This is a genomic window from Nostoc sp. (assembly GCF_036917435.1).
Taxonomy (GTDB): domain Bacteria; phylum Cyanobacteriota; class Cyanobacteriia; order Cyanobacteriales; family Nostocaceae; genus Nostoc.
Genome location: NZ_JBALDM010000023.1, coordinates 68,178 through 94,773, shown reverse-complemented (window position 1 = coordinate 94,773; position 26,596 = coordinate 68,178). Strand labels below are relative to the sequence as shown.

Sequence of the window (26,596 nt, the reverse complement as noted above, 5' to 3'; positions counted from 1 at the left end):
AGCATAATAAATTATGATTGGCTATGACAGATGATGAGCGATGTCTCCGACGGGCTACGCCTACGCACAACGCCTTCCTATGCGCTCAACACTTGCCAAACATCCTCTTAACCGCTAAGGAAGATGGATTAAATAAAATGCAAAACTTCATCCTGTCTCTAGCTTCCCTCTCCTTTATAAGGAGAGGGATTGAGGGTGAGGTAAGCGAGGGACACAAACCTGTATCTTATTTAATTCTTATTCCTAAGACTCTTCTTGGAGATATTTCCTGATAGTTTCAACATCTAGCTCTAAAAATTCAGCTATTTCTTGAATGCTCATACCTTTGTCAATACATTTTGTGACTAATTTCAGCTTGGTTTCTGGTTCTGTCTTGGCCAAGATACTCTCGTACAATCGAGTATTTTTGAATGCGTCTAAATCGAGCATGGCTTCAATTTCCTCTAAAGAAAGATTAGGAAACTTATAAAATATAATGGCTTGGATAAATGCTAGCACTTTCTTTTGAAGATTTTCATCAAGCAAGTTTTCCCTTGCCTGATTGATTAGCTGTTGGGCTAAGGAAGTAGCTTTTCTAGGTGTTTCTACAAGTAGTTTGGCAATTCCTATCCCCAAGGAATCTTCAGCCCTAGTAGAAAGTTCATTCAGGTAAATACAGCGTAGATGTTGTTCTACTAAAACCTGATAGCGTGGGTGAGGTGGGGTTTCATGAATGCGTTTATCGTAGATAACAATTGCGTACCAATCTGAGTTTGCGGGTTTATATTGACGAAAGTAAACAAAAATCTCCCCAAAAAGTCGCTCGTAAAATTCATCATCTTTGTAGGTTTGCAATTCTACAAAGTATATAGGTTCATTTTCAAATCCCTTGATAGTAGCAAACAACCCATCTAAACGAAATGATTGTTGTTTGACTTCCGGTGCAATAAATGTATAGATATTAAAATTAGTATCAGGTTTATCAATTAGTTCAAAAAATATCTGTGGTAGTTCCTTGATAAGTTCATAAAAAATTATATCTGTTTTCATTGATGCTAGTTATGGCAAACCTTAGATCCCCGACTTCTTTGAGAAGTCGGGGATCTGGACACCGCGAATTTTCGTTAAGATTGCTATATTGTAGCTTTCTTATAGGATACGTATTGATAGATATAAAAGCCTTATTTGGTGTATTACAGCAGATTGCAACAGGCGTGAGGTACAGATCATCGTAGGGGCACAACATGTTGTGCCCCTACCCCTGTACTTTATTTACCTGTGATACGCTGTATGTCCCTCACCATCACCGATTTAGAGCAACTACAAACTGAGCATCCAGAATGGCAGATGGAGTTGGTAGACGGAAAAATCATAGTTTCTCCGCCATCAGATTACGAGTCAGAAGAAATTGGCACTCGTCTAATTACACTCTTAAATAACTGGGTAATGTCTCGCAAGCTAGGGAGAGTAACTGGTTCTAGCGCAGGCTTCATATTACCCAGAATAGAAGAGGACGACTTGGAAAAAAGAAACCTGCGTGCCTCTGATGTATCTTTTGTCCGCGCCGATCGATTGAAGAAAACCAAGCGCGACTTTGTAGAGTTAGTTCCAGACTTGATAGTTGAGATTAAATCTAAAAGCGACAGAATCAAACCCCTTGAAGAGAAGATTCAGTTATTTTTGCAACTTGGATCTGTAGTCGGCATACTGATAGATCCTGATAAAATCACAGTAACAGTTTACCGATTAAATCAAACTCCAGTGATGTTGGAGAATGGAGACACACTTACATTACCGGACTTGCTACCGGGTTGGGAACTGGCGGTATCAGAACTCTGGCCACCTGAGTTTGAGTAAACGACTCTCACAAACGAAATTAAGAATCTAGCCCTTGGTGAACACAAGGGGCTTAGTTATATCTGTGTCAATTGGGATACAAGGATTTTGGATTGTATAACCAGATATTGCCAAATTTTTTTTCTGAGGGTGATAGGAAAGCGATCGCAGTTGGGTAAGTTATATCTAGAACAACCAAGCACTTCCTACCCCCAGGAAAACACTTATGAAAACCGAACTAAAAGCAAAATTTCTCCAACACATCCTCGACAAAAAGAAAGAAAATGAGGGTTTTACACTCATTGAATTACTAGTAGTAATTATTATCATCGGTATTTTGTCTGCGATCGCACTTCCTTCTTTCTTGAACCAAGCTAACAAAGCCAAACAGTCTGAAGCTAAAACTTATACAGGTTCCATGAACCGGGCCCAACAAGCTTTTTACTTGGAAAATACTGGATTTTCAAGTCAAATTGGTACTTTAGGACTTGGTGTTGCAACACAAACCGTAAATTACATCTACCAAATTAATGGTGGTGGTACTGGTTCTAGTCAAGCAAGCAACCAAGCAACAACAGTAGTTGCAAATGCACCTCTCAAAACTTATATGGGTAATGTGGGTGTAACAACCCAGGCCGCTACCAGTGAAGCTACTACCATAGCTGTTTTATGTGAAGCTACACAAGCTAGAGTTAACGGTGGTTCAGATGTAGTTACCACCGGCAATTTCAACGCCACTACTAATTCACCGACTTGCCCTGCTAACTTTGTCAGTTTAGCTAAGTAGATATATCAGTTAATAGGGTAACAGGGGAAACATTGCTAGTTCTTCAGTACTTGAGATAAAAGTTAACTTGTCACAACCGCTTTTATTAAGCTAAATTACGTATTTTCTCAAGTGGGTAGAGTATTCTATCCACTTTATTTCAGTTTTGTGATTTATTCACCATTAGATTGCCGATACTTTTTCTATGAAAATAAAAATGATTACTGATATTATATATAATTGGCAAAATCAGGCTGAAGAATACTTCATTCAAGAGAAATATTTGCAAGCAGCAAAGTTATACGAGCAAGCAATAGCAATAGAACCAAATACTATTTCTTATTATTGGCGTTTAGGACTACTAATGTTATTACAAGGGCAAGAAACTGAAGCTCAAATGACTTGGATGCTGCCAATGACAGAGGCTGATGAAGAACAGTTACCAATTTGGATAAATGAACTAGTTCAAGTTTTGCAAAGAGAAGCTGAAAGGCGTGAAACACTGGTAGAATACTCTCTAGCTTGGTTAATTCGCCAGCATATTCGTGAAATCAATCCTAGTTGTATAAATAATTTGCTTCAAATTGTCATCCTTTCTATCAAATTGGAAAAGCTTGAAGAAATTGATTATTTGAATGAGTGGGGATTAATTGAAAGATTAACCGCAAAAGAAAATATAGAAATTAATACCGAGTTACTAATCCAAGTTTTAAAAGAATTTTTAAATACTGTTCCCTTACATCCAATCAATCTAAATTTAATAGAAGCTAGTCTGCCTTATTTCTCTGATCCTCATCAATGCTTCTCTATACTCCTTCCTGCTGCTCTGAAAATTGGTCATACTTTGCGGCAGCCTTTACTAGCAGCATCTCTGCTAAAATTGCATTTACGATTGGAGCCAGATAATGTAGAAATTTTGCGGCACTTAGCGATTTTTTATCAAGACTCTCGTAATTATTCTCAAGGAATAGAGACAGCTAAGTTGTGTTATTCCTTATCAGAAGGCTTGGCTGATAAAATTTTTGCACTCCATTTACTGTTAAGGGGTCTAATGTCAGCAGGAGGATATTGGCAAGAGATATGTGAAACTTGTCAAGAATTGGAACCCGTGTTTCAACAGTTTATTAAAGCTGAACGAATTCCTTTAGAAGAAGGAAGAATATTACGGTTGCTTACTCCATCTTTTGCAATACCTCATATTAAAGATGCTCCTGCTGATTTCCGAGCTATTCATAATAAGGTAGCTGAGATTTTTAATAATTATATTCAAGCTTTTGCACAATCCGAAGGAAAAAAATACTGCCACAAAAATATCAACAATCAAGATTTATTTTCGCGTTCTAATAAATTAAAAATTGGTTATATATCTTACGCTTTAAGGAATCATTCTGTTGGTTGGCTAGCTCGCTGGTTATTTCATCATCACGATCGAGATAAGTTTGATATTCATACCTATTTTGTGAACTATCAATTAGTAGATGATTTTCTACAGGATTGGTATGCAGAAAATGCAGGTAATGCTCATAAATTAGGTATGAATGCTCTAGAAATTGCTGATCAGATATATCAAGATGAAATTGATATTTTAATTGACCTTGATAGCATCACTTTAGATATTACCAGTGAAGTGATGGCACTCAAGCCAGCCCCAATTCAAGTTACTTGGCTAGGGTGGGATGCATCGGGTATACCTGCAATTGATTACTTTATCGCAGATCCTTATGTACTGCCAGATGATGCACAAAATTACTATACAGAGAAAATCTGGCGATTACCCCAAACTTATATAGCAGTAGATGGTTTTGAAGTTGGTGTACCAACACTCCGCCGTGATGACTTAGATATCCCTATGGATGCCGTTGTATATCTTAGCGCCCAAAGAGGATATAAACGCCATCCAGAAACAACAAAATGGCAAATGCAAATTATCAAACAAGTACCTAACAGCTACTTTTTGATTAAGGGGCTTTCTGAAGAGGAAACAATTAAACGCTTCTTTTACCAAATTGCTGAAGAAGAAGGTGTAGATTTTTCTCGGTTACGATTTTTACCAATAGTTCATTCAGAATCAGTTCATCGTGCTAATTTAGGCATTGCTGATATTGTATTAGATACATTTCCCTACAACGGAGCGACAACAACCTTAGAAACATTATGGATGGGTATCCCCTTGGTGACGCGAGTCGGCGAACAATTTGCAGCGCGTAATAGCTACACCATGATGATGAATGCAGGAATCACAGAAGGTATTGCTTGGACTGATGAAGAATATATTGAGTGGGGTATCCGATTGGGGAAAGATGAGACTTTACGCCAGCAGGTGGCTTTAAAATTGAAAGCATCTCGACAAACAGCACCCCTATGGAATGGTAAGCAGTTTACCCGTGAAATGGAGAAAGCTTACCAACAGATGTGGGAGAATTATAGCGGTTCTCAATTGTATGGAATAAAGCAAGGTTTTTAACCAGATCGGGCGGGTTTTACCACTATAGGGGTATCACAGTTTCAGCAGATTGTTCTAGCTCATGACGAGGGCGAAGATGCAAGGTGATTTCCGTATCGAGTCGCTTGAGGAAAATGAGGAGTTTGCCCTCGCTGAACCGTTGAAACTCTCCTTTCATCAAATGAGATACTTCTGGCTGGGGAATGCCAAGAAGTTCGCTGATTTCGCGCTGTTTCAGGTTGCGTTGAGAGAGGAGGCGGAGTACCTGAATCCCTATTTTGCCCCGCGTAAAAAGTTCATCTGCATTCGACAAACCAAGGTCAGTGAATACGTTGCCACTGCTTTCTTCAAAAACGGTTTCCTGTGTCATTGTTGTTTCTCCCTAGCCATTGCGTCCTTATAGCGTTGTTTAATCAGGTCAACATCAGCCCGTGGGGTTTTAATTCCCTGCTTTGATTTCTTCTGAAAAGCATGTAGGACATAGATTTTCTCTCCAAGCTTTACCGCATAAACAGCCCTGTAAGTATTGGTATCGTAGCGTTTGACGATTTCATACACGCCGCTTCCAATCCCTTTAAAAGGCTTGGCATCTATTGGTGTTTCTCCTGCTTGCACTAATTGCAGCGCATAGCCCACTGATGCACGGACTTCTTCAGGAAATGAACGGATATTTTTGAGAGAATCTCCCATCCAAACCAAAGGTTGTAAAGGAATTTCTATAATATCTTCGCCATCATCCATTTTATATGAAATTTACTATAAAACAAGTTAGACAATAGCATAAAATGTCCCCCGCGCCACTCTGAGGTAAGTTGCGAGAGGGAAGATTCGGTACATTAGAAATTTAAGCACTTTAGTGCTTACTACAAACTTAAGTTGTCTACGTCGGATAATGGAAGAGTTTCGGCTTTTGCTAGTGCGATCGCACATTGATTATCTGTTTCTAAAGTAATTCGACTATTAATTCTAGGCAAAATAGTTTTCCATTGTGTCTCACTTATCTTACCTAGCAGAGAAATTTCTGGCCCCTCAGTTATATCTACATCATCTTCCATAAGCAAATTCATGGTCAAAGACGATAAAAGCATATCCGCTTCCTCCTCAGAAATATTTTGAGTATCTATCAGAAGAGTTATATGACTTTTATCTGGGTGAGTAGTGAGAATAGAAATAACATTTGCTAAATCTTGATATAGCAAGTCTTCTGGTTGTGACCAGTCTGGGAAAATAATTAGGTTAATATCTCCTAAGCGGAAATTTTGACTCAGAGTATCTGCAAGATATTTACTAAATAGTTCTTGGAAAAGTTCGCCTATTTTAGCTGAGTAAGAGCGACTATCTAGAAAACTAGGATTACCTTCCATTTTTTCTTTGATTTGGGCGCTCTTTTGTTGGCGTAATTCAGGATCAATTCCAAGTGCAACTGCTAACTGTATGTAAGACTCTTCACTATCCGCCACTAAGTCAGGGACATCCAATGCTTGAATCATTGCGGCTCCCATTGCAGATCGAAAGCTATTTCCCCGTCTAGCAATAACTGGCAGATTAACCTCTAATGGTTCTACTAGAGAAGTTGTTCCTGCAAATGGATAAGAATCTAAATACACATCAGCAATACTGAAATATGCTTTAACCTCTTGTCGATTTGGTACTGGTTGAGGATCTAAGACTATTAATCGATCTGCTGGTATTCCATGCTTTGAAAATACTTTATTCAAGTGATTCACAAAAGCTTTTTTAGGATAAGCATTTGACCAATTTGGGCCGAATGGTAGAAGTACTAAAACAGATTTTGGAACTGCAAAAATAATTTTTGTCCATGTATTAATGAGTTGTGGAATGCTTTTGAAGTAGTTAGCACCAGAGATAAAAATAACTGTTTCTTCAGATATACCCAAACTTTCCCGATCAACTTTTACAGTTGTATTGTCTTGTTCATTTCCATAACTAAAGCAATGAGCAGTTCCTTCAAGTTTCACCAACTTTTCTTGATATTGCTCTTGTGCCATTAGTGAGGGATCGGTTAGTGTACCAGAGATGTAATAATCAATATGTCGCATTCCGGTAGTAACAACCGATCCGCCACTTGTGACTTGTATTCTAGCCAACCGATGCATTGACAAGAGGCAGATTTGATTCATCACCGCCGTCACATTAGTAGCGATGAATAATATATCGAGATCGTCATCTCGAATAATATTTACCTGTTCTGCTAAATTTTGTGGTAGTAGCTTGAAGGAGTTTGCACAGCTTTGGCAATATTGCTCTAGTTGATGACCAGTTTGATTAAGAGAGTACAAAATTACTTCAAAATCTCTACTGATATACTCATAAATAGGAAGGTAAGCAAATGTTTCAGAGCCAGGTAAAAAATATGCAGCCAGGACACCCAACCGTATTTTTTTTCTTGTTATAGGTCTATCAGCAAACTCGTAATCTACCTCATAACCCTTAAGCTTCAGGAAAAACTCTATAATCTCTCCACGTTTAGTATAGATATCTTTAAGATTATGCTCATTAAAATATAGGGGAATAAAATTAGCAATGGGAGCAAAATTATTAATTATTTCATCCCACAAAGGAGAATCAGTATTTTTTAGTATCGATGTGTGTAAATAATCAATCCAACACTGGATATAGTAATAGTAATTATCTGCATCGTCTAGTTCTTGAAAGTTGACTGGGGATGAAAATAGGAATTGCAAATAGTCCTTAAGTAACCAACGAGGTATGGAAGATAGATCATGCTGTAATGGTAACTGGTCAGCACGACGATACAGCATAGCTGCTAGTAAATGCTGTATCGCTTTTGGCTGCTCAAAACCTTGAGATATATTTTTAACTATATGATTAGCGAAAATTTCTTCTTCCTCAGTTAGACTTTCATATTTGATGCTACTATTCAGTAACATCTGATGTGTTTTACCTAGCAGACTCACGTACCTATCTTTTATCTGTTCATCTGAAATATTTAGCCATTCTTCTGCTATTTGTTTTCGCAAGTGACATAATTCAGCATTCTGGTCATTTAAAGCTGCGTATCTATAAAGAGCCTGTTGTCTCGTTACTTGAGGATAGCGTGTATCATTGTAAATTGTCTGAAACAGCTTTTGGTAATCTAATAAAATAGTATCCTTTAAAGCAATATTTCGACGAGTTTGTTGTTCTGAATGTATCCTAAAATGAGATAAAATTTTGTCAACAAAACCAACTTTGTATCGACTCATAATTCTGAGCCACATCTCTAAATCTACAAGTTGACAAAATTCAGGATTAAATAATCCTACTTTGTCAAACACATCTTTTCTAATAAGGACTGTGCTTGGTTCTCCAATTTTATTAATTGGATTATCAAGTACATTTGCATCTAGTAAAAGTTCCTGTCCTGATTGAATCAGTTTTAATGTTGACCAAGCTTTGTGTACATCCTTGGCTTCGTGATGCATTAAAAAGTTTGAATCATAAACGGTATGACCAGTATTAGTGAAGAGTGCTCGCGGCGAAAAAACTAAACCTATCTCTTCATCTTGTTCGGACAAATTGACCATTTCTTCAATAGCATTTGGCTCTAATACATCATCTTGAAACAAAAACTTTATATATTTGCCTTTAGCTTGAGAAATACAAAAATTCCAATTATTAGCTAATCCATATCTCTCGTGCTTAATAACTGTAAAAATAGCAGTGGTTTTCTCTAGAACTAACTTGATGAGTTCTAGAGTTTGATCGCTAGAATCATCATCAGAAAAAATAATTTCTATAGAAGGATAAGTTTGAGATATTACACTAGAAATAGCTTCTAATATAAATGATTCTCCATTAAAAGTAGGAATACAAATACTAACTAAAGGTAATTCTTTATTTTTACATAATATGCTTTCTATCTGGATTGATTCACTGGACTTAGGAATGTTATCTCTTTCTAACCTGCTATTAAATACAACTTCGCTAGATAGAGAAATAATCCTAAATCTCGTTTGAGTCCTAAACAGAAGTTCAGCATCAATTAACTCTTGACAAAGTTCTAGGCTCGATTTAAGATTCTTAGCACCGAGGTAGTAATCAACTATCGCCATTTGTGCTGGTGTAGTCTGAGGTTGAGGCACGGCGAAAAGTGACTTTAAAGCTAATTCTCTATCAGGAGGTGTGTATGCAATGTCATGTTTGAGTAGAGCTTCACTTTCAGCCGTGTAAGTACTCTCAATTGAATTTATGTGAAAGTAAGAACAACCAGATTTGATGGAATAAAACATGTGTGTTCCTAGCTCATTACCAGAAGCATAGCGATACATGGAACAAAGATGATAAAAACGGAATAAAAAATTAGGGTCAAAAACATGTCCAGCAGAAACTATTTGTATTCCTCTTTTTTGAAATGGAATATGCCTACCTAAGTTAAAATCTTTCCAGTATAGACATACTGTAACAGGTTGATATTCATCATCAAGATGTATTAATTCTTCTGCAAGGGCTTCAAAGTCCATTTGAACTGTAACGTAACCAGTGGAGTGAGAAGGGAAAAAGATAGTTCCACTGCGATTAGGTTTTGGTTCTCTTTTCAGAATTTCTGTTGCATATAAAAATGGTGATGCTGCTGGGATAATACTTTTTTTAGCTTCGCAGTTTTTAACTGCGTTAATATATACATCTTCTCGATAACTTGGATAACAATATATATTAAGCAAAGGAGATTCTATCTCTGCTTGCCACAGATGGTTGTTGCTCAAATCTGGACCATGTACCAATAAAACTTTTAGCGGATATTTTTCAGGAAAATTTACGTATTTCTTGATAATGAAATCCATGCCATAAAAAGAATTTCCAAAAAATACCTCATTAGTTTGTAATGGTCGGTCAGCACATAGTAGAGCGAGGTCTTTTTGACTGGCAATTACATCTTCTATAGTTAACATTTTTAATTTCCGTATTTTAGTATTCTATCGATTGAAAAAGTACTAGGTTCCTAATATGTCTAAAAAATCTCTTTTTCTCAGATTTTTAACAACTTAGGGCGATCGCCTTAGTTTCTAACTAACTTACCCAATCCCATCTGGCTGGTGTTCCCCTTTTGACATCTTGTTTGATTTGTTTACCGAGGAGAAAGTCGTAATACTTTGGTGGTAAGCCAAGACTAGGACGTATTGCCTTCAGATTCTCCGGCGTAAATATATCTCCCGTCTTCATGTCTTGGGTAATGTAGAGCGATCGCCTAAAAGTCAAAGATGTTTTCTCCGCTTCCATCGGCCCGTAATTTATCTTACCCAGCGCTTGCCAAGCTTTTTCAGTTTCAACAACCAGTTGATGCATTTCTTCTGGTTCCATTGAAAAAGCAGAATCAACGCCACCATCAGCCCGACGGAGGGTAAAGTGTTTCTCAATGAATGTCGCCCCCAAAGCAACACCCGCAACAGCAACACCAATCCCCATTGTGTGATCAGATAACCCCACCTGCACATTGAATAAATCGCCAAGATGAGGAATGGTTAGCAAGTTAGTATCCTTTGGTGTAGCTGGATAAGTACTGGTGCATTTGAGTAATATCAAATCCCGACAACCAGCTTCCCTCGCTGTCTGCACTGTTTCGTCTAACTCTGAAATTGTCGCCATACCAGTAGAAATAATCATCGGTTTACCAGTGCTGGCAACTTTGCGAATTAGAGGTAAATCAGTATTTTCAAAAGAAGCAATTTTATAACAAGGTACTTCTAGAGATTCGAGAAAATCTACAGCAGTAGCATCAAAGGGAGTACTAAAACCAATGATTCCCAGTTCTTTACACCGAGCAAAAATCGGTTTATGCCATTCCCAAGGTGTATGAGCTTCTTGGTATAACTGATATAGTGATTTACCAAACCACAAACTCTGAGGATCTTTAATATAAAATTCACCCTTGTCTATGTCTAAAGTCATTGTATCGGCAGTATAAGTCTGGATTTTCAGACCATGTACCCCGGCTTGTGCCGCAGCTTCAACAATTTTTAGGGCTACTTCTAATGATTGATTATGATTCCCAGACATTTCGGCAATAATAAAAGGCTTATGGATGCTTCCTATCTTCTGTTGCTGGATTTCTATTTCATTCATAGGGCTAATTTTGTGAAAAACATAATTTTTCTAATTTAGGTTTATTAATTATCCATTCATCAACTAATAGAGCCATACTTATTACGTCTTGGTATATATTATTTTTGAATATATGCTGTTTAAAACAACCTTCTTCTCTAAAACCGAATTTCTGGTGTAACTTAATAGTCGTCAAATTAAATCCAAAAACTTCACAACATAGTTTTCTAATTTTCAATTCTTCAAAAATATATTTGAGAAAAAGAAACTCCATGACTGCCCCACTACCTAAAGGTACGTTTTCATCTCCTAAATAAAAAGCCCAAGAACATTTTTGATTAACTCTGTCTATTTGAGTAGCATTAACTACCCCTAATGAACGAGCCTTAAATTCAAATATTTTATAAACATCTTTATCATCTTTAGTAATTTTTTCAAACCATTCTCTATGCTCATCCATGCTAATAATGTGGTCAGTATACATATTTGCGCGGATACGATCAGAATTACGCCATTCTAACACCTGTTGTAAATCTGACTCTTCTAAGGCTCTGAGTCGGTAATCTTCACTCTTAGGTTTTTCCATTAATGGTATTTCCTCGCATAATAGATTTGCCTTCTTCACTAATATCATCTCTGGTATTTTCAAGAGATAAAGGTGCATTTATACTACTATTTACATGGTCTAAAAATGTATTGGAAGCAGTTGCAGATTTTGCAATTATATAACGCAAAGATATTCTAGAACGAGATTCTACTGTCGGTTGAGTACCGTGCAAAAAACAAGGATGCCAAAACCAGACATCACCAGCAAAACCAGTTAATGTTTGACACTGTAAAAGTTTACGATGACCTCGACGATCTGAATATGCCCAACCATTAGGAGCGTGTTCACTGGGTACTAAGTCATGGGGAAATGTTGTAGCTCCAAATGTGTGACTTTCAGGGAGAATAAACAAAGGTGAATCTAATTCAGAAACCTCATCTAAATATATATAAAGAGTAATAAAATCTGAGTAACAATTTTTGTAATCAATGATATCTTGGTGAAAATCTATACCTCTAAAATAAGTTATATCTCGATATTCTGGCTTAATAAAACATCCCAAGTTAGCAACTGGTAGATTGTCAATTTCTGAGCATACCCAGTTAGGTATCCATTCTTTTGGTACTCCACAAATTACTTTTTTAATTACAATATAATAATCATCACCTAACAATTCTGTTAGTAATGGATGCAGCACTTCATTCTCTTCTATAAAACTGAGATTTATCTTTTCCAGAAGATTTCTTCCAGGGACGGGATTTACACCTTTGTAGTGTGGGCTAACACGAAAATCTGCCTCATCTGAAAACAAGTCTAGACCAAAATTTCTGGTGCTTTTTGTATATTCCAGTACTTCGCGGCACTTTTGTTGATTGATAAGCTGACTCAGAAAAACGTAGCCTTGATCAAGCAATTGTTCGAGTTGATGAGATTTGATTTTCATAGTTTTGAGACTCCAATAAATAATAGTTCATAAAAATATAGAGACTATACTATTTCACGTTACGTTGAGTTTTTACCTGTCAAAAACATTACAACTCTAGCAGCCCCTTTGCCATCAACTAAACCCAAACTACATTTAGTCATATCTAATCGTGTTTTATTTGATGTGAGTAATTGTGAAACCGCATCTGCTATGTTAATAGCGGAAATATCCTTATGCCAACCTAGATTCCTAGCTACTCCCATTGCATTTAATTTTTGGGCGATCGCTTGTTGGTTTTCTGCCAAAATTAAAATCAAACTGGGTAAACCCATAAAAGCCAGTTCCCAACAAGTGCTACCACCAGCAGTTACCACCAAATCAGCCCAAGCCATTAACTCAGGCATATTTGTAACATTCCTTTCTATCCGAATTGGAAACTGCAATGCTTGTGATGCTAATTTCAGTTGTTCATAATGGGGATTATTGCCTCCGACAACAACCACAACTTCCAGTTCTTCAACTGATATTAGCTGTAACCCTTCAATCACTTTCAAAGTGACGTTATCAGGGTCAGCACCTCCCATTGTAATTATTAGCTTAGTGGCTATGGGCGGGTTGATTCGTTGCCATCCTTGCCACTGCCAAAACTCCTGCCGCAATAATGTGTAGCACGTGCCAAGTAATAATTGAGTATAAGGTTCTCGATTTCTATATAAACTCTCATGAGCCGAAATATTTTGATTTAAGACAATATCGGCATAGTAATGTTTTGCGTGTCCATAGTCATCAACAAATAAAAACTTTAACCCATAATCTTTAATTATTTGTTGATATTCTGCCTGAAAGTGATAGCCATCTACAACAACCCATTGACAATTAAGCTGCTGTGCCAGATTTGATATTTCTTGAGCATCTTCATTACTTCCTGGCGATGATTTTAAATAAACAACTTGCATGGATTGTGATATGAATCTAGATGCTAAAACTGATGCTTTATCATTTATGCAAAAAACAACTTTCCCTTCATTTCTTTGCCAAGTCTGGGCTAAAGCAAAACAGCGCATTAAATGACCTGTACCAATTTGACTTGAAGCATCTGCACGAATTACCAAATTCATTTAAGGTTTCCTAGCAACCAGTAACATATTTGATGAGAGTTTATTTTCCGATAAAAATTTCTGGAATGCTTCGCCTTTACTTTCCCAATCATCCATTAATATTTGTTTTAGAAAAGGTTGATTAGTCACATCAAATTCACCAGAAATAATTTTGTTGCGTACTAATTCAGCATCCAACTGTCCAGGAGTTTGTTTCTCAATAACTTCCAAACCACAAGATTCTAACAAAATCGTTAAAGATTGAATATTGAACAAATTAATATGTTCATTATCCACAGCACTAGAAATATTTCCTAAAGTTACTATATCAAAGCCCTTGACATTTGGACAAGTTAAAATAAATATTCCTCCTTCAACTAGAAGTTCATAACACTTCAATACAAATTCTTTAGGCGAGAATAGATGCTCAATTACTTCAAAATTAACAATTACATTGATTCGGTTATTCCCAAAATCAATTTGTTCTATGGGTTTTTCAATTACCTCTATACCACGATGACGACAAGTGTCGGCTAGATCCGGAGCAGGTTCTACCCCCAATACTCTTTGGAAAACACCAGTTTTTTTCATCTCCTCGCAAAAAATACCAAATCCTGTTCCCACTTCTAATATCGTGTCTGTTGATACATTAAACCTGTGGCAAATATCAATAACTTTTTGAACTCTTGGCTTGAAAATTTTTTCTCTTCTTGTTATTTCAGAAGCTGGAAATATATATTTATTCCAATAAGCATAATTTTTGGAGTACTTATAATACTCTTCCAAATGTTCCGGTCTAGGTCTTGGATTAGCATAAACTGTTTCGCATTCTCGGCAACTTACAAACTGAATACCGTACTTTTCATAAATGCGATCGCTATTTATTGAACAGCAAGCAGGACAAGAAACAGAGACAAAATCATTTTTGTATTTTAGTAAAAGATTTATATCATCAGCTAATATTTCAGCTTGTCCTGCTAATAATTCTTTTGGGCGAATGTCTGCTTCTTTAAACATAATTCTTTGATTTTATTAATTAAGCAAGTATTAATCCGTTGTCTCTAACTAATTGAAGAAAATCTTCTTGATATTGATAATCTTTCAAATAGTAATATGTTGGTCGGCTATAAATAAAATTTTTATAGCTAACAACATGCTCATTATTGGCACTACAGGCAATAAAAATTGCAAATTTCTGCTTTGAATCTGGTATTGAATCTACAGCACATTTAATTGGCAAAGAGGCTTTATGGTTAATGCGGAAATCAAATAAAACTAAATCACCAGCCTTACTTGGAATTGAATGAATATAAGGTGGTGGCGTGATTTTTGACCAAAAATCATGCGCTGTACTATTTGTTGATAGATCAGGATATAGATGAGAACCTGGAATAACATCAAGACCACCACCATACTCATCATTATCTTGAAGATATATGGCTGCTTCTAACATTAAATAGTTAGGTTCCCATTGAAACTGGAGTCCGTTCGCTTCTTGTGATGTTGTATCTTTATGCCAAGTTGAATAAAAGGATTTTTGCGCTCCGATCTCAGGAAGATAAACAAAGTCTGTTCCTAATAGAGACTTTAATACAGACAGTATAGGCTGATGTATAAGTAGCCATCGAAATTCCTGATACCTATTACAAATATCATTTCTTAAATTATTATTATCTCCTTCAAACTTGATTTCCGAGTTAAACAAACTGATCAGAGAATTTCTCAATTCCACAAGTTGCTCTTGTTTTAAAACCGATGGCATGAGTAGAAATCCATCTTTATGGAACTGTTCTATTTGAGTCTTATTAAGCATATTTAACCTTGTATATCCTGTAAGTAACCTCTATTTTTCACACTCTTTTTTTAGACTTTTTAACTCTGATGAACAGTGCCATAGGCTGATGGCTCTCCCCAAATGTTATCTTTTACCCACTGTCCGTTTTCAATACGCCACACACGGCGATCGCGGAAAGTATCACAAATGGAGTCAAACTCCTCTTCAGTCATATCAACGTACTTCAACCAGCGTTCTAAATCTCGACGCGGCTTGACGTGATCGTATTTTCTTACCATCTCAATTCCGTGTTCACGGGTCATAATGCCGGGTCGGATATCTCTACATGCATGATCTGATCCACGTCCATAACCGAATTTAATAAACTTTAGATAATCATGTATGCCGTTTTCGTGCATGTCATCTAAATTGGATATTCTGCGGTAAGTACGCTCAAAAGGTTGCTCTGCTGGACGCCACCCATACAGTTCTGTCATCAGCTTAGTTTGTTGATTTCCTTCCCAGTCCAGAAAGTTGAATAGGTAGAGACCACGCACCCCTACTTGATCAATCTCTTCATCAGATGGATACTGCCCCCACATCAAATCTTTAGCTGTCAAACCTTCTTTGAGTTCAGAACGCCCCAGCTTTTCCAAACCATCATCGGTGAAATCATCCCAGTCATATCCTCTAAGGTTATGCTCTAAACGATGTTTGGCGGTAAACTCCACTAAATCATTGTAGGAATACATACCCCCTAAATCCATAAAACCGTGTTCACCCCACAAGAGCAAAGGTACTTTATAACGAACTGCAACTTGAATCGGTACTGTAAAAATGCCACAGTGTGCGTGCCAGTTCATATCACCTTGTAGCTTGAAACCAACACGATTCATTTTAATTAGGGCATCCACACTAGGGCGAACAATTATATGGTCGCAATCAAATACTTCGCGCATACGATAAAGATTGTATTCGCCTTCAGGGAGATAGTTGTTGCCGTGATAAGTTACTAAAAGTGCCTTGAGACCTAATTCTTTAACAGCAATATGAGTCTGAAAGTAACTATCTTTACCTCCACTAACTGGGATAACAATGTCATAGTTACTATCACTACGATACTCATCAGTAAGTTCTTTCAGCCATTGCCAGCGTTGCTCCCAATCTATAGACTTTTTCTGTTCATGAACACGACACCCAGAACAAACTCCTTCCTCATCAAACATTAAAGGAACTGCACTTGATGAAGGATAAACACATTTTGTACAATATTGAACCGACATAATTTATCTTCCTTTTTGAATTTTTTACAACCTAACTTCAATACCAGCCTTTGCTAATGCTCGCTTTCCTCCTCTATCTGACAATTCCTTAAAATGCCAGATATTAGCAGCAGCGACAGCAGAAGCACCAGCTTTTATGCCTTCAACATAATGCTCATATCTACCAACACCACCACAAGCAATAACTGGAATTTTAGTATTAGAGGTAACTACACTAATGAGTTCTAAATCATAGCCTTGCCCAGTGCCATCACGATTTATACTATTCAGTAAAATCTCTCCTGCGCCTCTTTCTTCTGCTTCTTTAGCCCAGTCTTCAGGTTTCATGCCTGTAGGCTTACTACCACCATCAATAAAAACCTCTGTTTCTCCATTAGGATGTCGAAATACATCAATACTAACTACAATTGCTTGACTACCTAAAAAGTTTGCAGCTTGAGTAATTAAATCTGGATTTTCTACTGCTGCTGTGTTGATTGTAATTTTATCAGCACCTCTACTAATTATTTGTTGCATCTGGTCAATTGTACGAATTTTTCCTCCCCAAGTTAACGGCATAAAACAAGTTTTACTAACTTCGTCTAATATTGTTAGCGGTTCTGTTAAATCTTTAATTTTGTGGTCATCACGACGTAAGTCGTATGTCTGATTTTGACTAATGTCGAGATATATTAATTCATCAATATTCCATTCGTTAAAACGTTTAACTTCATGAATAGGATTACCAATAATTTGATGAATTTTAAATAACTCACTACGAACCAGCAAGCCATTTTTTAGAAGTAAAATAGGGATGAGTCTTTTTTTAAGCATTATCTGGCATTGTTGATTTAATAAAATTTCTTAACACTGCCAATCCAGCTTTTTGGCTCTTTTCTGGATGGAATTGAGTCGCATATATATTACCTTTATGAATACTGGAAATAAACTCTAAACCATGAGAAGTAACTCCACAGACTATACTTGTATCTTCTGGATGAAAGACATAACTGTGTACAAAATAAAAAACTTGAAAATCACCTAATCCAGTATATAAATAGTCATTTTTTAAAAAGTGAACATCATTCCATCCGATATGAGGTACTCGGATACATGATTCGTTGCTTTCTAACCGTTTAACCGTACCAGAAACCCAATTTAAGCCTTTGTGAAAACCATGCTCAGTTCCAGCAGTAGCTAATAACTGCATACCCAGACAAATTCCGAGAAATGGTTTACCGTTTTCTATGACTTCTTTTTCTAAAATATTTACCCAACCAGCAGATTGAAGATTTTTTATACCATCACCAAAAGCACCAACACCAGGTAAAACTATATGGCTAGCTTGGGATAAATCCTCTGGATTTTTGGTAATAAATGCAGGATAGTTGAGAGATGCAAAAGCATTAGCAACCGAACGCAGATTACCCATTCCATAGTCAATAATTGCAACTTTACTTTGATTCATTAAATTAGTTATGTATTTCTTTTTGCTGAATATGAGTATTTAGTGTTGCCAACTCTGGCTTTTCTTTGAAGAGTGAGATTACTTCTTCAGTTGAAAAGATTTCACTATCTTCATATAAGTTTGTGTAAATTGATTCTATCAATGTCCAATCAGCTTCAGTATCTAAAGTCAAGCGATAATGAGATATATCTTCATCGTTTGTTTGATTATGTAGAGAAAATTTTTCAGGATGCTCGTATATATAGGGCGTAACGTGTTCCCTCTCATAAGGCTTTTCTGCTTTTTCAAATGCTTTTTCTAAAACCTCATAGGTAAAAACCTCTGCATCTAAACCACGCGGATAGCTGCGATTCAAGCAATTACTCAAATAATCTATTTTTAAACCCTCAACTGTTTCAGTTTTAAAGTATTCCAACATCTGTGAAAGAACTTCAGGATCAAACAGTGGGCAGTCAGAAGTTACTCTGACCACCACATCAGCGCTATATTTTTTAGCTGCTAGATAGTAACGCTCTAGCACATCTTCTTCGCTTCCGCGAAACCATTTAACACCACATCTTTCTGATTCTGCCACAATCACATCATCAACTAAAGATGTAGTTGTTGCCACAACCACTTCATCAACTAATGGACAAGCTTGAACCCGACGTATTACGTGTGCCATAACAGTCTGACCGCAAAGTTGTTTCATTACCTTCCCAGGTAGGCGAGTAGATCCCATACGGGCTTGAATAATAGCGACAATTCTCATAAGACAATCTCTTGTAGTGTCTTGACTACTCTTTCTTGCTTTTCTTGTGTTAAGCCGTAGTACAAAGGAAGGGAAATTGCTTCCTGGTAATACTTCTCAACTTGGGGGAAGTCTCCCCACTTAAAATTTAGCTGCTGATAATAAGGTTGTGTGTGAACAGGAATATAGTGCAAATTCACACCAATTCCTGCATTGCGAAGTTCTTCAAATATCTGTCCATAAGTTTTATCAATCTTATCCAGCTTGAGCCGAACTACATAAAGATGCCAGCTAGAGTCAGTATTTGGATGTTGCCACGGCAGTATCAACGGTAAATCTTGCAGTAGCTGATTGTAGCGGTTGGCTAAAAACCACCGACGTTCTACAAACTCATCGAGTCGTTGCATCTGACTAGCACCCAATGCAGCTTGGATATCTGTAATCCGATAGTTGAAACCTAATTCCAATTGCTGATAATACCAAGAACCGTGAGATTCTCCTTTCATCAAATCTGAATTGCGAGTTATGCCATGACTTCTTAATCTAATCAATATCTGATATAACTCCTCCTGATTTGTTAGCACCATACCGCCTTCACCAGTTGTAATAATTTTTACTGGATGAAAGCTAAAAACCGCCATATCGGAAAATTGGCAGGAACCAATAGGTTGTCTCTGATAGCTTCCGCCAATCGCATGAGAAGCATCTTCGATAATTTTGAAACCATAACGCTGTGATAAAGCAGCAATTTGTTCCATTTCACAAGATTGCCCTGCAAAATGCACTGGTATTAATACTTCAGGCAAACAACCTTGCTTTTCTGCCCAAGTCAACTTACGTTCTAATTCATCTACGCTCAAATTGTAGGTATTTGGGTCAATATCAACAAAGTCAACCTTTGCACCACAGTAAAGTCCACAATTAGCTGAGGCAACAAAGGTATTTGGTGATGTCCAGAGAATATCTCCTTGCCCCAAACCAGCAGCAAGACAAGCAATATGTAATGCAGCTGTCGCACTAGAAACCGCTACAGCATATTTCGCTCCACAGTAGTTGGCAACAGCTTGCTCAAATCTCTCTATAGCTGGGCCTTGAGTAATCGAGTCTGAGCGCAAAACTTCAATTACGGCATCAATATCTTCTTGACTAATATCTTGTCGTCCATAGGGAATGTAGTCATTCATTGCTTCAACATATCTAGTAGTTGGAAACCTTTTAGCCATTCTGTATTGATCTCAGAACTATATTCAAATCCTTCTGGAACTGGAATTCCTTTTTCACTCAAAACGTTGCAGGTATAATCAACAGTATGAACACATTCAATGGTCGGTCTAATCAGATAATGATCAGCAAACTCTAAGGCTAAATGTGAAGCTTCAGCAGAAAACATAGCTTCATGTAGTTTTTCTCCTGGTCTAATGCCAACAATTTTAGTTGGGACTCCCGGTGCAAGTGTTTCAGCTAAATCGGTGATTTTCATTGAAGGAATTTTAGGTACAAATATTTCTCCTCCATGCATTCTTTCAAAGCTGTTAAACACTAAATCTACACACTGTTGGAGCGTAATCCAAAAGCGGGTCATGCGTGGATCTGTAATGGGAATCTCTGAGGCTTTTTCTTGAATCAGTTTTTGAAAGAAGGGTACAACTGAGCCTCTTGAACCCACTACATTTCCGTAACGAACTACAGCAAATCGAGTTTGGAGTGAACCAACAATGTTATTTGCAGCTACAAAGAGTTTATCAGCAGCTAGTTTTGTTGCACCGTAGAGATTAATTGGATTGACTGCTTTATCTGTGGACAGTGCAATTACCTTTTCCACATTTTGCTCAATTGCGGCATCAATGACATTATTACCGCCATAAATATTTGTCTTAATACATTCCATTGGGTTGTACTCAGCAGCAGGAATATGCTTAAGTGCAGCAGCATGAACTACATAGTTCACATCCCGCATTGCCAGACGCAGGCGATCGCGATCGCGCACATCCCCAATAAAGTAGCGCATTGCTGGTGCGTTAAACTCCTGCGCCATCTCATACTGCTTGAGTTCATCCCGTGAATAAACTATGACTTTATGCGGCTGATATCGACTGAGAACCGTTTTTACGAATTGCTTGCCGAATGAACCTGTACCACCAGTGATTAAAATAGATTTGCCATTAAACATTTTGTGCTTCTTTGTGATCTCAAAATTAGGTTTTTTGCAAAAATATTAAAGTGGAATTTTTAATTAGATTTGGGCTGCTTATCTGTGCTGCGATCGCTATTTCCCTCTTTTTGACCTTGTTGCTTCTTAACCCGCTCTAATACAATTTTGTAATCTTGCCGATCGGGGTGCAACTTCACCAGTTTCTCTAAAGGTTCCATTGCACCTTTAGCATCCTTCAATTGCAACCGCAGCATAGATAGTTTCTCCAAAGCAAGTTGATTTTCTGGTTCTCGTTGTAAAACCATCTCGTATCCTTGCGCCTGTTGCTGTAATACTGACTCAGCAGAAACAGACGCAGTTATAGGCTTAGGTTGACTAGCCCGTTGGATTACTGGAATGACTGCAAATACCGTAGATCCAAAAAACGAGAATATCGACACTATCGTTAAAATCTTTTGTCGCCGCCCAATCTGCTTTTTGCGGGCGATTAGGTATGCTTCGTCTGAGCCAGCCATGTATCAATTATTGCTGCGTTAAATAGTTAGGTGTCAGCAACCCTCCCGTTTTGAGGATACCCATCTGCTCAACAGAAACTAACATCTTGGCTAAAAATTTTTTACACAAACTTTAAAAGCTGACTCTGAAGACGGAAGAACTTTATGGTAAGCCCATGCTACAGCCATAATTTTGCCGTGCGTAGTTTACCGCCGTAGGCATCGCTCTTACGCTTTAAAATAAAACCTTCTCTTACCCCTGCACAGAGCTAACCCTCCAGGTCTGATTCATTGGAGAGAACATCAAGATTATATAAAGATTTGCGATTATTCTACCTAATGCTAGATGTTTGCGATATTCTAATAACGTTTAAATGAACATAAACAGTGGCAATTTATAGTCAATTGCAAATTTCCCTGTAAGTCAAAAACCTTTAAACTAGACTGTTTCCTATGGGTTTTTCAACAAGCAAGCATATTTTTCGCGATCAAAACAAATAGAATTTTCCTAGTGGTCTTCTGTCTCACTACTTAGTGTAATTTTTCAGGGGACTAATTGTTTTGCTCAGTGTTCACAATTTGGACTAACTTCTGCAAAAAGTTTATGCACTGCTTGGTGAAATTAGAGTTTTGTGGTGGTAATTACCGTACAAAACCGAATTTACCAGTAATTTAGTAGAGTTTGTTATGGTATAGTTAAAAAGTTAAGACTAGCTTTACCAAAATTACACCACTCTACGATCCGGCAACAATTGCAGAATGGGAAGCAGTTTTAATCAAGTATTTACCAACAAACAAAATCTGAATTGAATCGAGGTTATGACTCAGAAAGTGATTCACCCGATGGTGAAATTGCAGCGCAACGTGCAATCACTAATAGAATCTAATATTATCAAGCCAAGCGATAGCATCTGGAAAATCGCTTTGCTATATGGTAATGAATGGCAGCACTGGAAACAGGAACTGCTTGATTTTGGCTTTAGTATGCAAGACCCAGTTAGTGAATTGCTAGCTGTAGAAACTTGGGATGAAGAATTAGGGGATAGGGCATAGGGGATAGGGCATAGGGCATTGGACTCTCCGCCATTATTGCCTTTATTGGCAAGCAGCTAAGGCTGTGGCTAATTCCTTGGCAGTTTGGTAGCGATCGCGTGGCAATGGTTCTGTAGCGCGATCGATTACATCTCTTAATTGGGAACTGATGGTGGGAACTTTTGCCACATCAAACCTGAAGTTTCGCCCCCGTTGGCGGTAATACTTGAAAGGGTTTTCGCCTGTGAGGAGAAAAATTATCGTTGGCCCAATTGCATACAAATCAGATTGAGTCAAAGGTTGTCCCCGTTCTTGTTCAGGAGCGCAATAACCTTCTGCACCAATTCGAGTACCGGGCGCAGTGCCAATTTCCTTAACTGCGCCAAAATCCAGCACTACTATGCGATTTAGTGAACTTCGCACCATTAAGTTAGCGGGTTTAATGTCGCGGTGAATTAGCGGTGGCTCTTGGCTATGAAGATATTCTAAAATATCGCAGGTTTGGATCATCCAAGCGATCGCTTGTTTTGGTGTAACTGGGCCAGTAGTATAAACACGTTTCTCTAAATCTTGTCCCTGAATTAGTTCCATTGCCAAGTATTTTTTTCCGCCTTCTACAAAGAAGTCGTAATACTTGGGAATTCCCGGATGGTTAAGGGATTTGAGAGTATACGCCTCACGCTCAAATAATTCCTGAGCTTTGGCAATTTTTGCCATATCAGCATTCATTTGTTTTAACACCAGCAGTCGTGGGGTAATCCCAATCTGACTAGCCCCATCCCAAGCGAGATAAGTAGTACCCATACCTCCTTGTCCGAGAGTTCGCAACACCTGATAATGGCGAATTTTGTGTTGTACAGAGAGAGGTTGACCGCAGTGGATACAAAACAGATTGTTTGGGGAGTTACCTTCGTGCGTGCAAGTGTATTTGCCTTGGGCTGAATAGACTGTTGCAACAGCGTTTTCTTCTGTCTCTTGCATTTGTAGCGATCGCAAACCAGTTTCCAATACTGTTACTTCCTGAATTTGGAATTGCAATATTGGGCCTCCCTGTGCTAGTTGCAAAAGAGAATTATCTGGTAACGGACTCTGAATCACAAGGATACCGTTGAGGAAAGTCCCATTAGTACCCTGACTAATCAGCCGCCAACCACCATTATTGTCGGCAGAATCGACGTGTCTCAGTTCTAGATGATGCCGCGAAACTAAACTATCAGTTAAAACAACGTGATTATCTGCCGCTCGACCAATCCGAATTATGGAAGAGTTCTCAAAGCACCACTGTTGAAGGGGCGTTTTTTGTTTCGGTTCTAGCAGAGTCAGACTAACCACAATACAACCTATTGGGGAATTGGGAATTGGGAATTGGGCATTGGGAATTGGGCATTGGGCACTTGTACTGAGCGAAGTCGGAAGTCGAAGTATTGGGCATTTAACTATAGGTAAATTAGATTTTGAACCCTGATTTATAAGGCTTTAAGGTTAAATTGAAAATATCTATATTGGAAATTGATGATTGTACTTATTACCCATGCCCAATGCCCCATGCCCAATTCCCAATTCCAATTTATAATTAACTTTCCAAATTTGGACGTACTTTTGCCCGAATTAGTATACCAGTAATGTTGTCGTGACCATTATGTTGGTTTCCCAAATCAATTAAGTTTGTAACACCCTGTTCTAAGTTAGCGCCCGAACTAAGTAAGGGTTCTAAATGAGTCTGCCAATGGGTTTCTAGTAAATCATTATCTGATAGACCGTCTGATGCTAACAGCAGAAGAGTATCTTCATTAATATCGAAAAAGCCGACATCGGGATTAATTGAGTTTTCATCACGAGGCCCCAAGGCTTGGGTGAGTTGGTAGGCATCAGGGCGGGCATAAGCTATGCTTGCTTCCACTCCTCTGGTAATTTCCCGTTGCCCAACTTCGTGATCTACTGTGACTTGTTCTAGTCCCCGCTTACGCGTCAAGCAATAGAGACGGCTATCTCCTACGTGGGCAACTGCTGCTTGAGTATCTTGAATTAAGAGCATTACCAGAGTTGTACCCATACGCCCTACTCCAGAACGGGCATCTTTTTGATTTAGCTTATAAATCGCCTCATTAGCTAAATAGACTGCCTCACGAATACTATCTTCTGTTGGCAGTTGGTTAGTAATCCAATGTTCTTGAAAGTATTGCCGTAGGGTGTTGACTGCTAACTCACTGGCTATCTCGCCGCCAGCGTGTCCGCCCATACCATCGCAGAGAATATATAAACCATGTCCTTCTAGAACTCGACTTTTAGGGAACTCTAACTTCTGAATTTTGGTTTCAATGCCAAAGTAGTCTTCGTTATGATGACGTTGACGGCCTACATCTGTACGTCCGGCATCTTCCAAACTACTTAACTGCATGGCCAGCACAACAGTCGGCATATCATCACTTTTGCTAATGATGTCTTCTGGTTCGGCTGATTGCGGCATAGTGGGCACAGTAGTATTGTTTTCCTTTACTGGGGGCAAAGTTGCGGTTTCTAGTGCTTGTAGTTCAATAGAGATTTCTTCTAAACGCGATCGCAATTGTGCGATCGTGTTAATCTTACCTGCATCTAAATCCCCCAACATCTGGACTACAGAGCCAAATTGAGTGCGTTGAGACTGCCTAAATAGTGCTTGCCAAACCCGCCCTAAAGCTTGAATGCTTAACGGCTCTTCTGGAATCACAGATGTTTGAGCTTCGGCATTTTCTGACAATTCCGTGGCAAGCAAAGGACTTGATGATTCGAGATACAACCTTTGCAACGCTAGCGTTTGGTCTTCATCCAATCGCAAATTCGCCAAATCTAAAAGGCTTTGACGACAATTTACTGGTTCCAACAATGCCCAAAGTTGAGCCATTTGATAACACCAGTGCAAAATTTTTAACGAACTTGTTGTCTCTTCTTGCCACAAGTCTACTAAAGGCTGCCAATTTGAGCGGTCTTCAATTATTACTACCTGTATATCTCCCTGCTGCCATGCATCATGAATCAGTGGTATCTCGCGCTGACCTGGGGACTGTAAGGTAATATAAAGTTTAGCAAGGTGAGGAATTCCATTCGCTTCTATTGATGGCGTTAGCAAATCTGATTGCTGACTTGCTAGCATTGCCTCAATGCATGACATTTCATAAGGCTGGCAGTCTAGAACTCTCACACCTACATCAGTAATGGCGCTACTTTCCGTTTGGACAGGTAGCGGATCTAACAATTGATAGCGCTCTTGAGAGTCTAAATAGGAGCCTAATGCAATCTGGGAAGTAGGGGATAGTGGAGATGACGAGGATATTGTTTCCTCATTTCCCGGCTCTCTCTGTATTCCCAAAGCTTCTACAGTCGTTTTTTTAGCAATAATTGCCCAAAACACTGTTCCGCATTCCGCGCCACAGTTATGACAACTTAGTGCATTGACAGGTACATCTTCGGCACTACATTCAGGACAAACTTTGTGGGTTAGAGATGTGCCACAGCTTTGACAGAATTTGTTGTTTTTGGGGTTTTCAAATTTACACTGAGGGCAAATCAGCATAGTGGAAGTTCCTTTAATTCCCGCTCCAAGGTGCTTCTAGCTACTAAGAACCAAGGTGCCACAATTGGCTGTCCCTGACTAAAGTAGACCTACAAGAGATTGTAGTTTTTGAACCTCGCATTGACGTAAAGTCACGCGATTCCTGCTTCATAGATCCCTGCCTAAATTGCTCCAGGTCTTATGGGTTCTCCACAGGCGTTTTGATGAGTCTCCGACGCATCGGCGGCGACTTTTGAACAAGTACCTTAAAAGTATGTTCAACCTCAGTACCTTAAAGATTTTACCTACTACAAGGATGCGGCACAATGTACCTATTTCTCAGTAGAACCCCGTATCTTTAGTTGTCGTGGTTCTGTTAGCTTGGTTTTCACTATGTATATAGTGTATCAGAATATGGAAAGCTTTTCTCATGACTGGAAGTCACGAGTGTGCAGCTTGCAGAAATCAATTAATTTTGGTGGCAGTATTAATTGTGACG

At 38.3% G+C, this 26,596-nt stretch carries 23 protein-coding genes; 4 read left to right on the top strand and 19 right to left on the bottom strand.

Annotated elements, in window-relative coordinates; genetic code table 11:
- Positions 1 to 243: 243 nt before the first annotated feature.
- Entirely contained in the window at positions 244 to 1,029 is a 786-nt protein-coding gene (locus V7K98_RS10035) for an Rpn family recombination-promoting nuclease/putative transposase (RefSeq protein ID WP_335021263.1), read from the bottom strand.
- A 240-nt stretch (positions 1,030 to 1,269) separates the two neighbouring features.
- On the opposite strand from V7K98_RS10035, the gene V7K98_RS10030 reads away from it, so the two are divergent.
- The 3 genes from V7K98_RS10030 to V7K98_RS10020 all read left to right on the top strand — a co-directional run bounded on the left by V7K98_RS10030 (position 1,270) and on the right by V7K98_RS10020 (position 5,045).
- Positions 1,270 to 1,836 (top strand): Uma2 family endonuclease, encoded by a 567-nt coding sequence (locus V7K98_RS10030; protein WP_335021261.1) that lies wholly within the window; start codon positions 1,270 to 1,272, stop codon positions 1,834 to 1,836.
- Between the two features lie 205 nt (positions 1,837 to 2,041).
- Complete coding sequence (locus tag V7K98_RS10025) at positions 2,042 to 2,602, top strand: type IV pilin-like G/H family protein (RefSeq protein ID WP_335021259.1); 561 nt, start codon at positions 2,042 to 2,044, stop codon at positions 2,600 to 2,602.
- Between the two features lie 196 nt (positions 2,603 to 2,798).
- Positions 2,799 to 5,045, top strand: coding sequence for an O-linked N-acetylglucosamine transferase, SPINDLY family protein (locus V7K98_RS10020; RefSeq protein WP_335021257.1), 2,247 nt, complete (start codon positions 2,799 to 2,801; stop codon positions 5,043 to 5,045).
- 22 nt (positions 5,046 to 5,067) lie between these two features.
- On the opposite strand, the gene V7K98_RS10015 is transcribed toward V7K98_RS10020, so the two are convergent.
- From V7K98_RS10015 to V7K98_RS09940, 16 genes are all read right to left on the bottom strand, one after another.
- The gene (locus V7K98_RS10015; RefSeq protein ID WP_335021255.1) at positions 5,068 to 5,394 is read right to left on the bottom strand and encodes a helix-turn-helix domain-containing protein; all 327 of its coding nucleotides are present in this window, start codon (positions 5,392 to 5,394) and stop codon (positions 5,068 to 5,070) included.
- Positions 5,391 to 5,765 carry a type II toxin-antitoxin system RelE/ParE family toxin gene (locus V7K98_RS10010; protein ID WP_335021253.1) on the bottom strand — a complete coding sequence of 125 codons (375 nt, stop codon included), beginning with the start codon at positions 5,763 to 5,765 and terminating at the stop codon, positions 5,391 to 5,393. The genes V7K98_RS10015 and V7K98_RS10010 overlap by 4 nt, the downstream gene beginning before the upstream one ends.
- A 122-nt stretch (positions 5,766 to 5,887) precedes the next feature.
- Positions 5,888 to 9,937: a glycosyltransferase gene (locus tag V7K98_RS10005; RefSeq protein ID WP_335021251.1), complete on the bottom strand. Its 4,050-nt coding sequence runs from the start codon at positions 9,935 to 9,937 to the stop codon at positions 5,888 to 5,890.
- Positions 9,938 to 10,055: 118 nt separating this feature from the next.
- Complete coding sequence (pseI, locus tag V7K98_RS10000; protein ID WP_335021249.1) at positions 10,056 to 11,108, bottom strand: pseudaminic acid synthase; 1,053 nt, start codon at positions 11,106 to 11,108, stop codon at positions 10,056 to 10,058.
- Positions 11,109 to 11,112: 4 nt separating this feature from the next.
- The gene (gene pseH / locus V7K98_RS09995; protein ID WP_335021247.1) at positions 11,113 to 11,673 is read right to left on the bottom strand and encodes a UDP-4-amino-4,6-dideoxy-N-acetyl-beta-L-altrosamine N-acetyltransferase; all 561 of its coding nucleotides are present in this window, start codon (positions 11,671 to 11,673) and stop codon (positions 11,113 to 11,115) included.
- Positions 11,660 to 12,577 carry a phytanoyl-CoA dioxygenase family protein gene (locus V7K98_RS09990; protein WP_335021245.1) on the bottom strand — a complete coding sequence of 306 codons (918 nt, stop codon included), beginning with the start codon at positions 12,575 to 12,577 and terminating at the stop codon, positions 11,660 to 11,662. Before V7K98_RS09990 ends, pseH begins: the two co-directional genes overlap by 14 nt.
- Positions 12,578 to 12,636: 59 nt before the next feature.
- On the bottom strand, positions 12,637 to 13,677 hold the full coding sequence (pseG, locus tag V7K98_RS09985; RefSeq protein ID WP_335021243.1) for a UDP-2,4-diacetamido-2,4,6-trideoxy-beta-L-altropyranose hydrolase: 1,041 nt from the start codon (positions 13,675 to 13,677) through the stop codon (positions 12,637 to 12,639).
- Positions 13,678 to 14,673, bottom strand: a complete 996-nt coding sequence (locus tag V7K98_RS09980) for a class I SAM-dependent methyltransferase (protein WP_335021241.1) — start codon at positions 14,671 to 14,673, stop codon at positions 13,678 to 13,680.
- A 19-nt stretch (positions 14,674 to 14,692) separates the two neighbouring features.
- Entirely contained in the window at positions 14,693 to 15,469 is a 777-nt protein-coding gene (locus V7K98_RS09975; protein ID WP_335021239.1) for a phytanoyl-CoA dioxygenase family protein, read from the bottom strand.
- 59 nt (positions 15,470 to 15,528) lie between these two features.
- Complete coding sequence (locus V7K98_RS09970) at positions 15,529 to 16,713, bottom strand: N-acetyl sugar amidotransferase (protein ID WP_335021237.1); 1,185 nt, start codon at positions 16,711 to 16,713, stop codon at positions 15,529 to 15,531.
- A gap of 24 nt (positions 16,714 to 16,737) precedes the next feature.
- A complete protein-coding gene (gene hisF, locus V7K98_RS09965) occupies positions 16,738 to 17,526 on the bottom strand; it encodes an imidazole glycerol phosphate synthase subunit HisF (protein ID WP_335021235.1) in 789 nt (262 codons plus the stop codon).
- On the bottom strand, positions 17,519 to 18,160 hold the full coding sequence (gene hisH / locus V7K98_RS09960) for an imidazole glycerol phosphate synthase subunit HisH (RefSeq protein WP_335021233.1): 642 nt from the start codon (positions 18,158 to 18,160) through the stop codon (positions 17,519 to 17,521). Before hisH ends, hisF begins: the two co-directional genes overlap by 8 nt.
- Positions 18,161 to 18,164: 4 nt before the next feature.
- Positions 18,165 to 18,911, bottom strand: a complete 747-nt coding sequence (locus V7K98_RS09955; protein ID WP_335021231.1) for a glycosyltransferase family protein — start codon at positions 18,909 to 18,911, stop codon at positions 18,165 to 18,167.
- Positions 18,908 to 20,113: a UDP-4-amino-4,6-dideoxy-N-acetyl-beta-L-altrosamine transaminase gene (pseC, locus tag V7K98_RS09950; protein WP_335021229.1), complete on the bottom strand. Its 1,206-nt coding sequence runs from the start codon at positions 20,111 to 20,113 to the stop codon at positions 18,908 to 18,910. Before pseC ends, V7K98_RS09955 begins: the two co-directional genes overlap by 4 nt.
- Complete coding sequence (gene pseB, locus V7K98_RS09945) at positions 20,071 to 21,060, bottom strand: UDP-N-acetylglucosamine 4,6-dehydratase (inverting) (protein WP_335021227.1); 990 nt, start codon at positions 21,058 to 21,060, stop codon at positions 20,071 to 20,073. Before pseB ends, pseC begins: the two co-directional genes overlap by 43 nt.
- 59 nt (positions 21,061 to 21,119) lie before the next feature.
- Entirely contained in the window at positions 21,120 to 21,557 is a 438-nt protein-coding gene (locus V7K98_RS09940; RefSeq protein WP_335021225.1) for a tetratricopeptide repeat protein, read from the bottom strand.
- A 798-nt stretch (positions 21,558 to 22,355) separates the two neighbouring features.
- Between V7K98_RS09940 and V7K98_RS09935 the strand changes: the two genes are divergently transcribed.
- Positions 22,356 to 22,589, top strand: coding sequence for a DUF4327 family protein (locus tag V7K98_RS09935; RefSeq protein WP_335021223.1), 234 nt, complete (start codon positions 22,356 to 22,358; stop codon positions 22,587 to 22,589).
- A 42-nt stretch (positions 22,590 to 22,631) separates the two neighbouring features.
- Here the strand turns inward: V7K98_RS09935 and V7K98_RS09930 are convergent, their stop codons facing one another.
- Positions 22,632 to 23,900 (bottom strand): protein kinase domain-containing protein, encoded by a 1,269-nt coding sequence (locus V7K98_RS09930; protein ID WP_335021221.1) that lies wholly within the window; start codon positions 23,898 to 23,900, stop codon positions 22,632 to 22,634.
- A 241-nt stretch (positions 23,901 to 24,141) separates the two neighbouring features.
- Positions 24,142 to 26,118 (bottom strand): serine/threonine phosphatase, encoded by a 1,977-nt coding sequence (locus tag V7K98_RS09925; RefSeq protein ID WP_335021219.1) that lies wholly within the window; start codon positions 26,116 to 26,118, stop codon positions 24,142 to 24,144.
- Between the last annotated feature and the right edge of the window lie 478 nt (positions 26,119 to 26,596).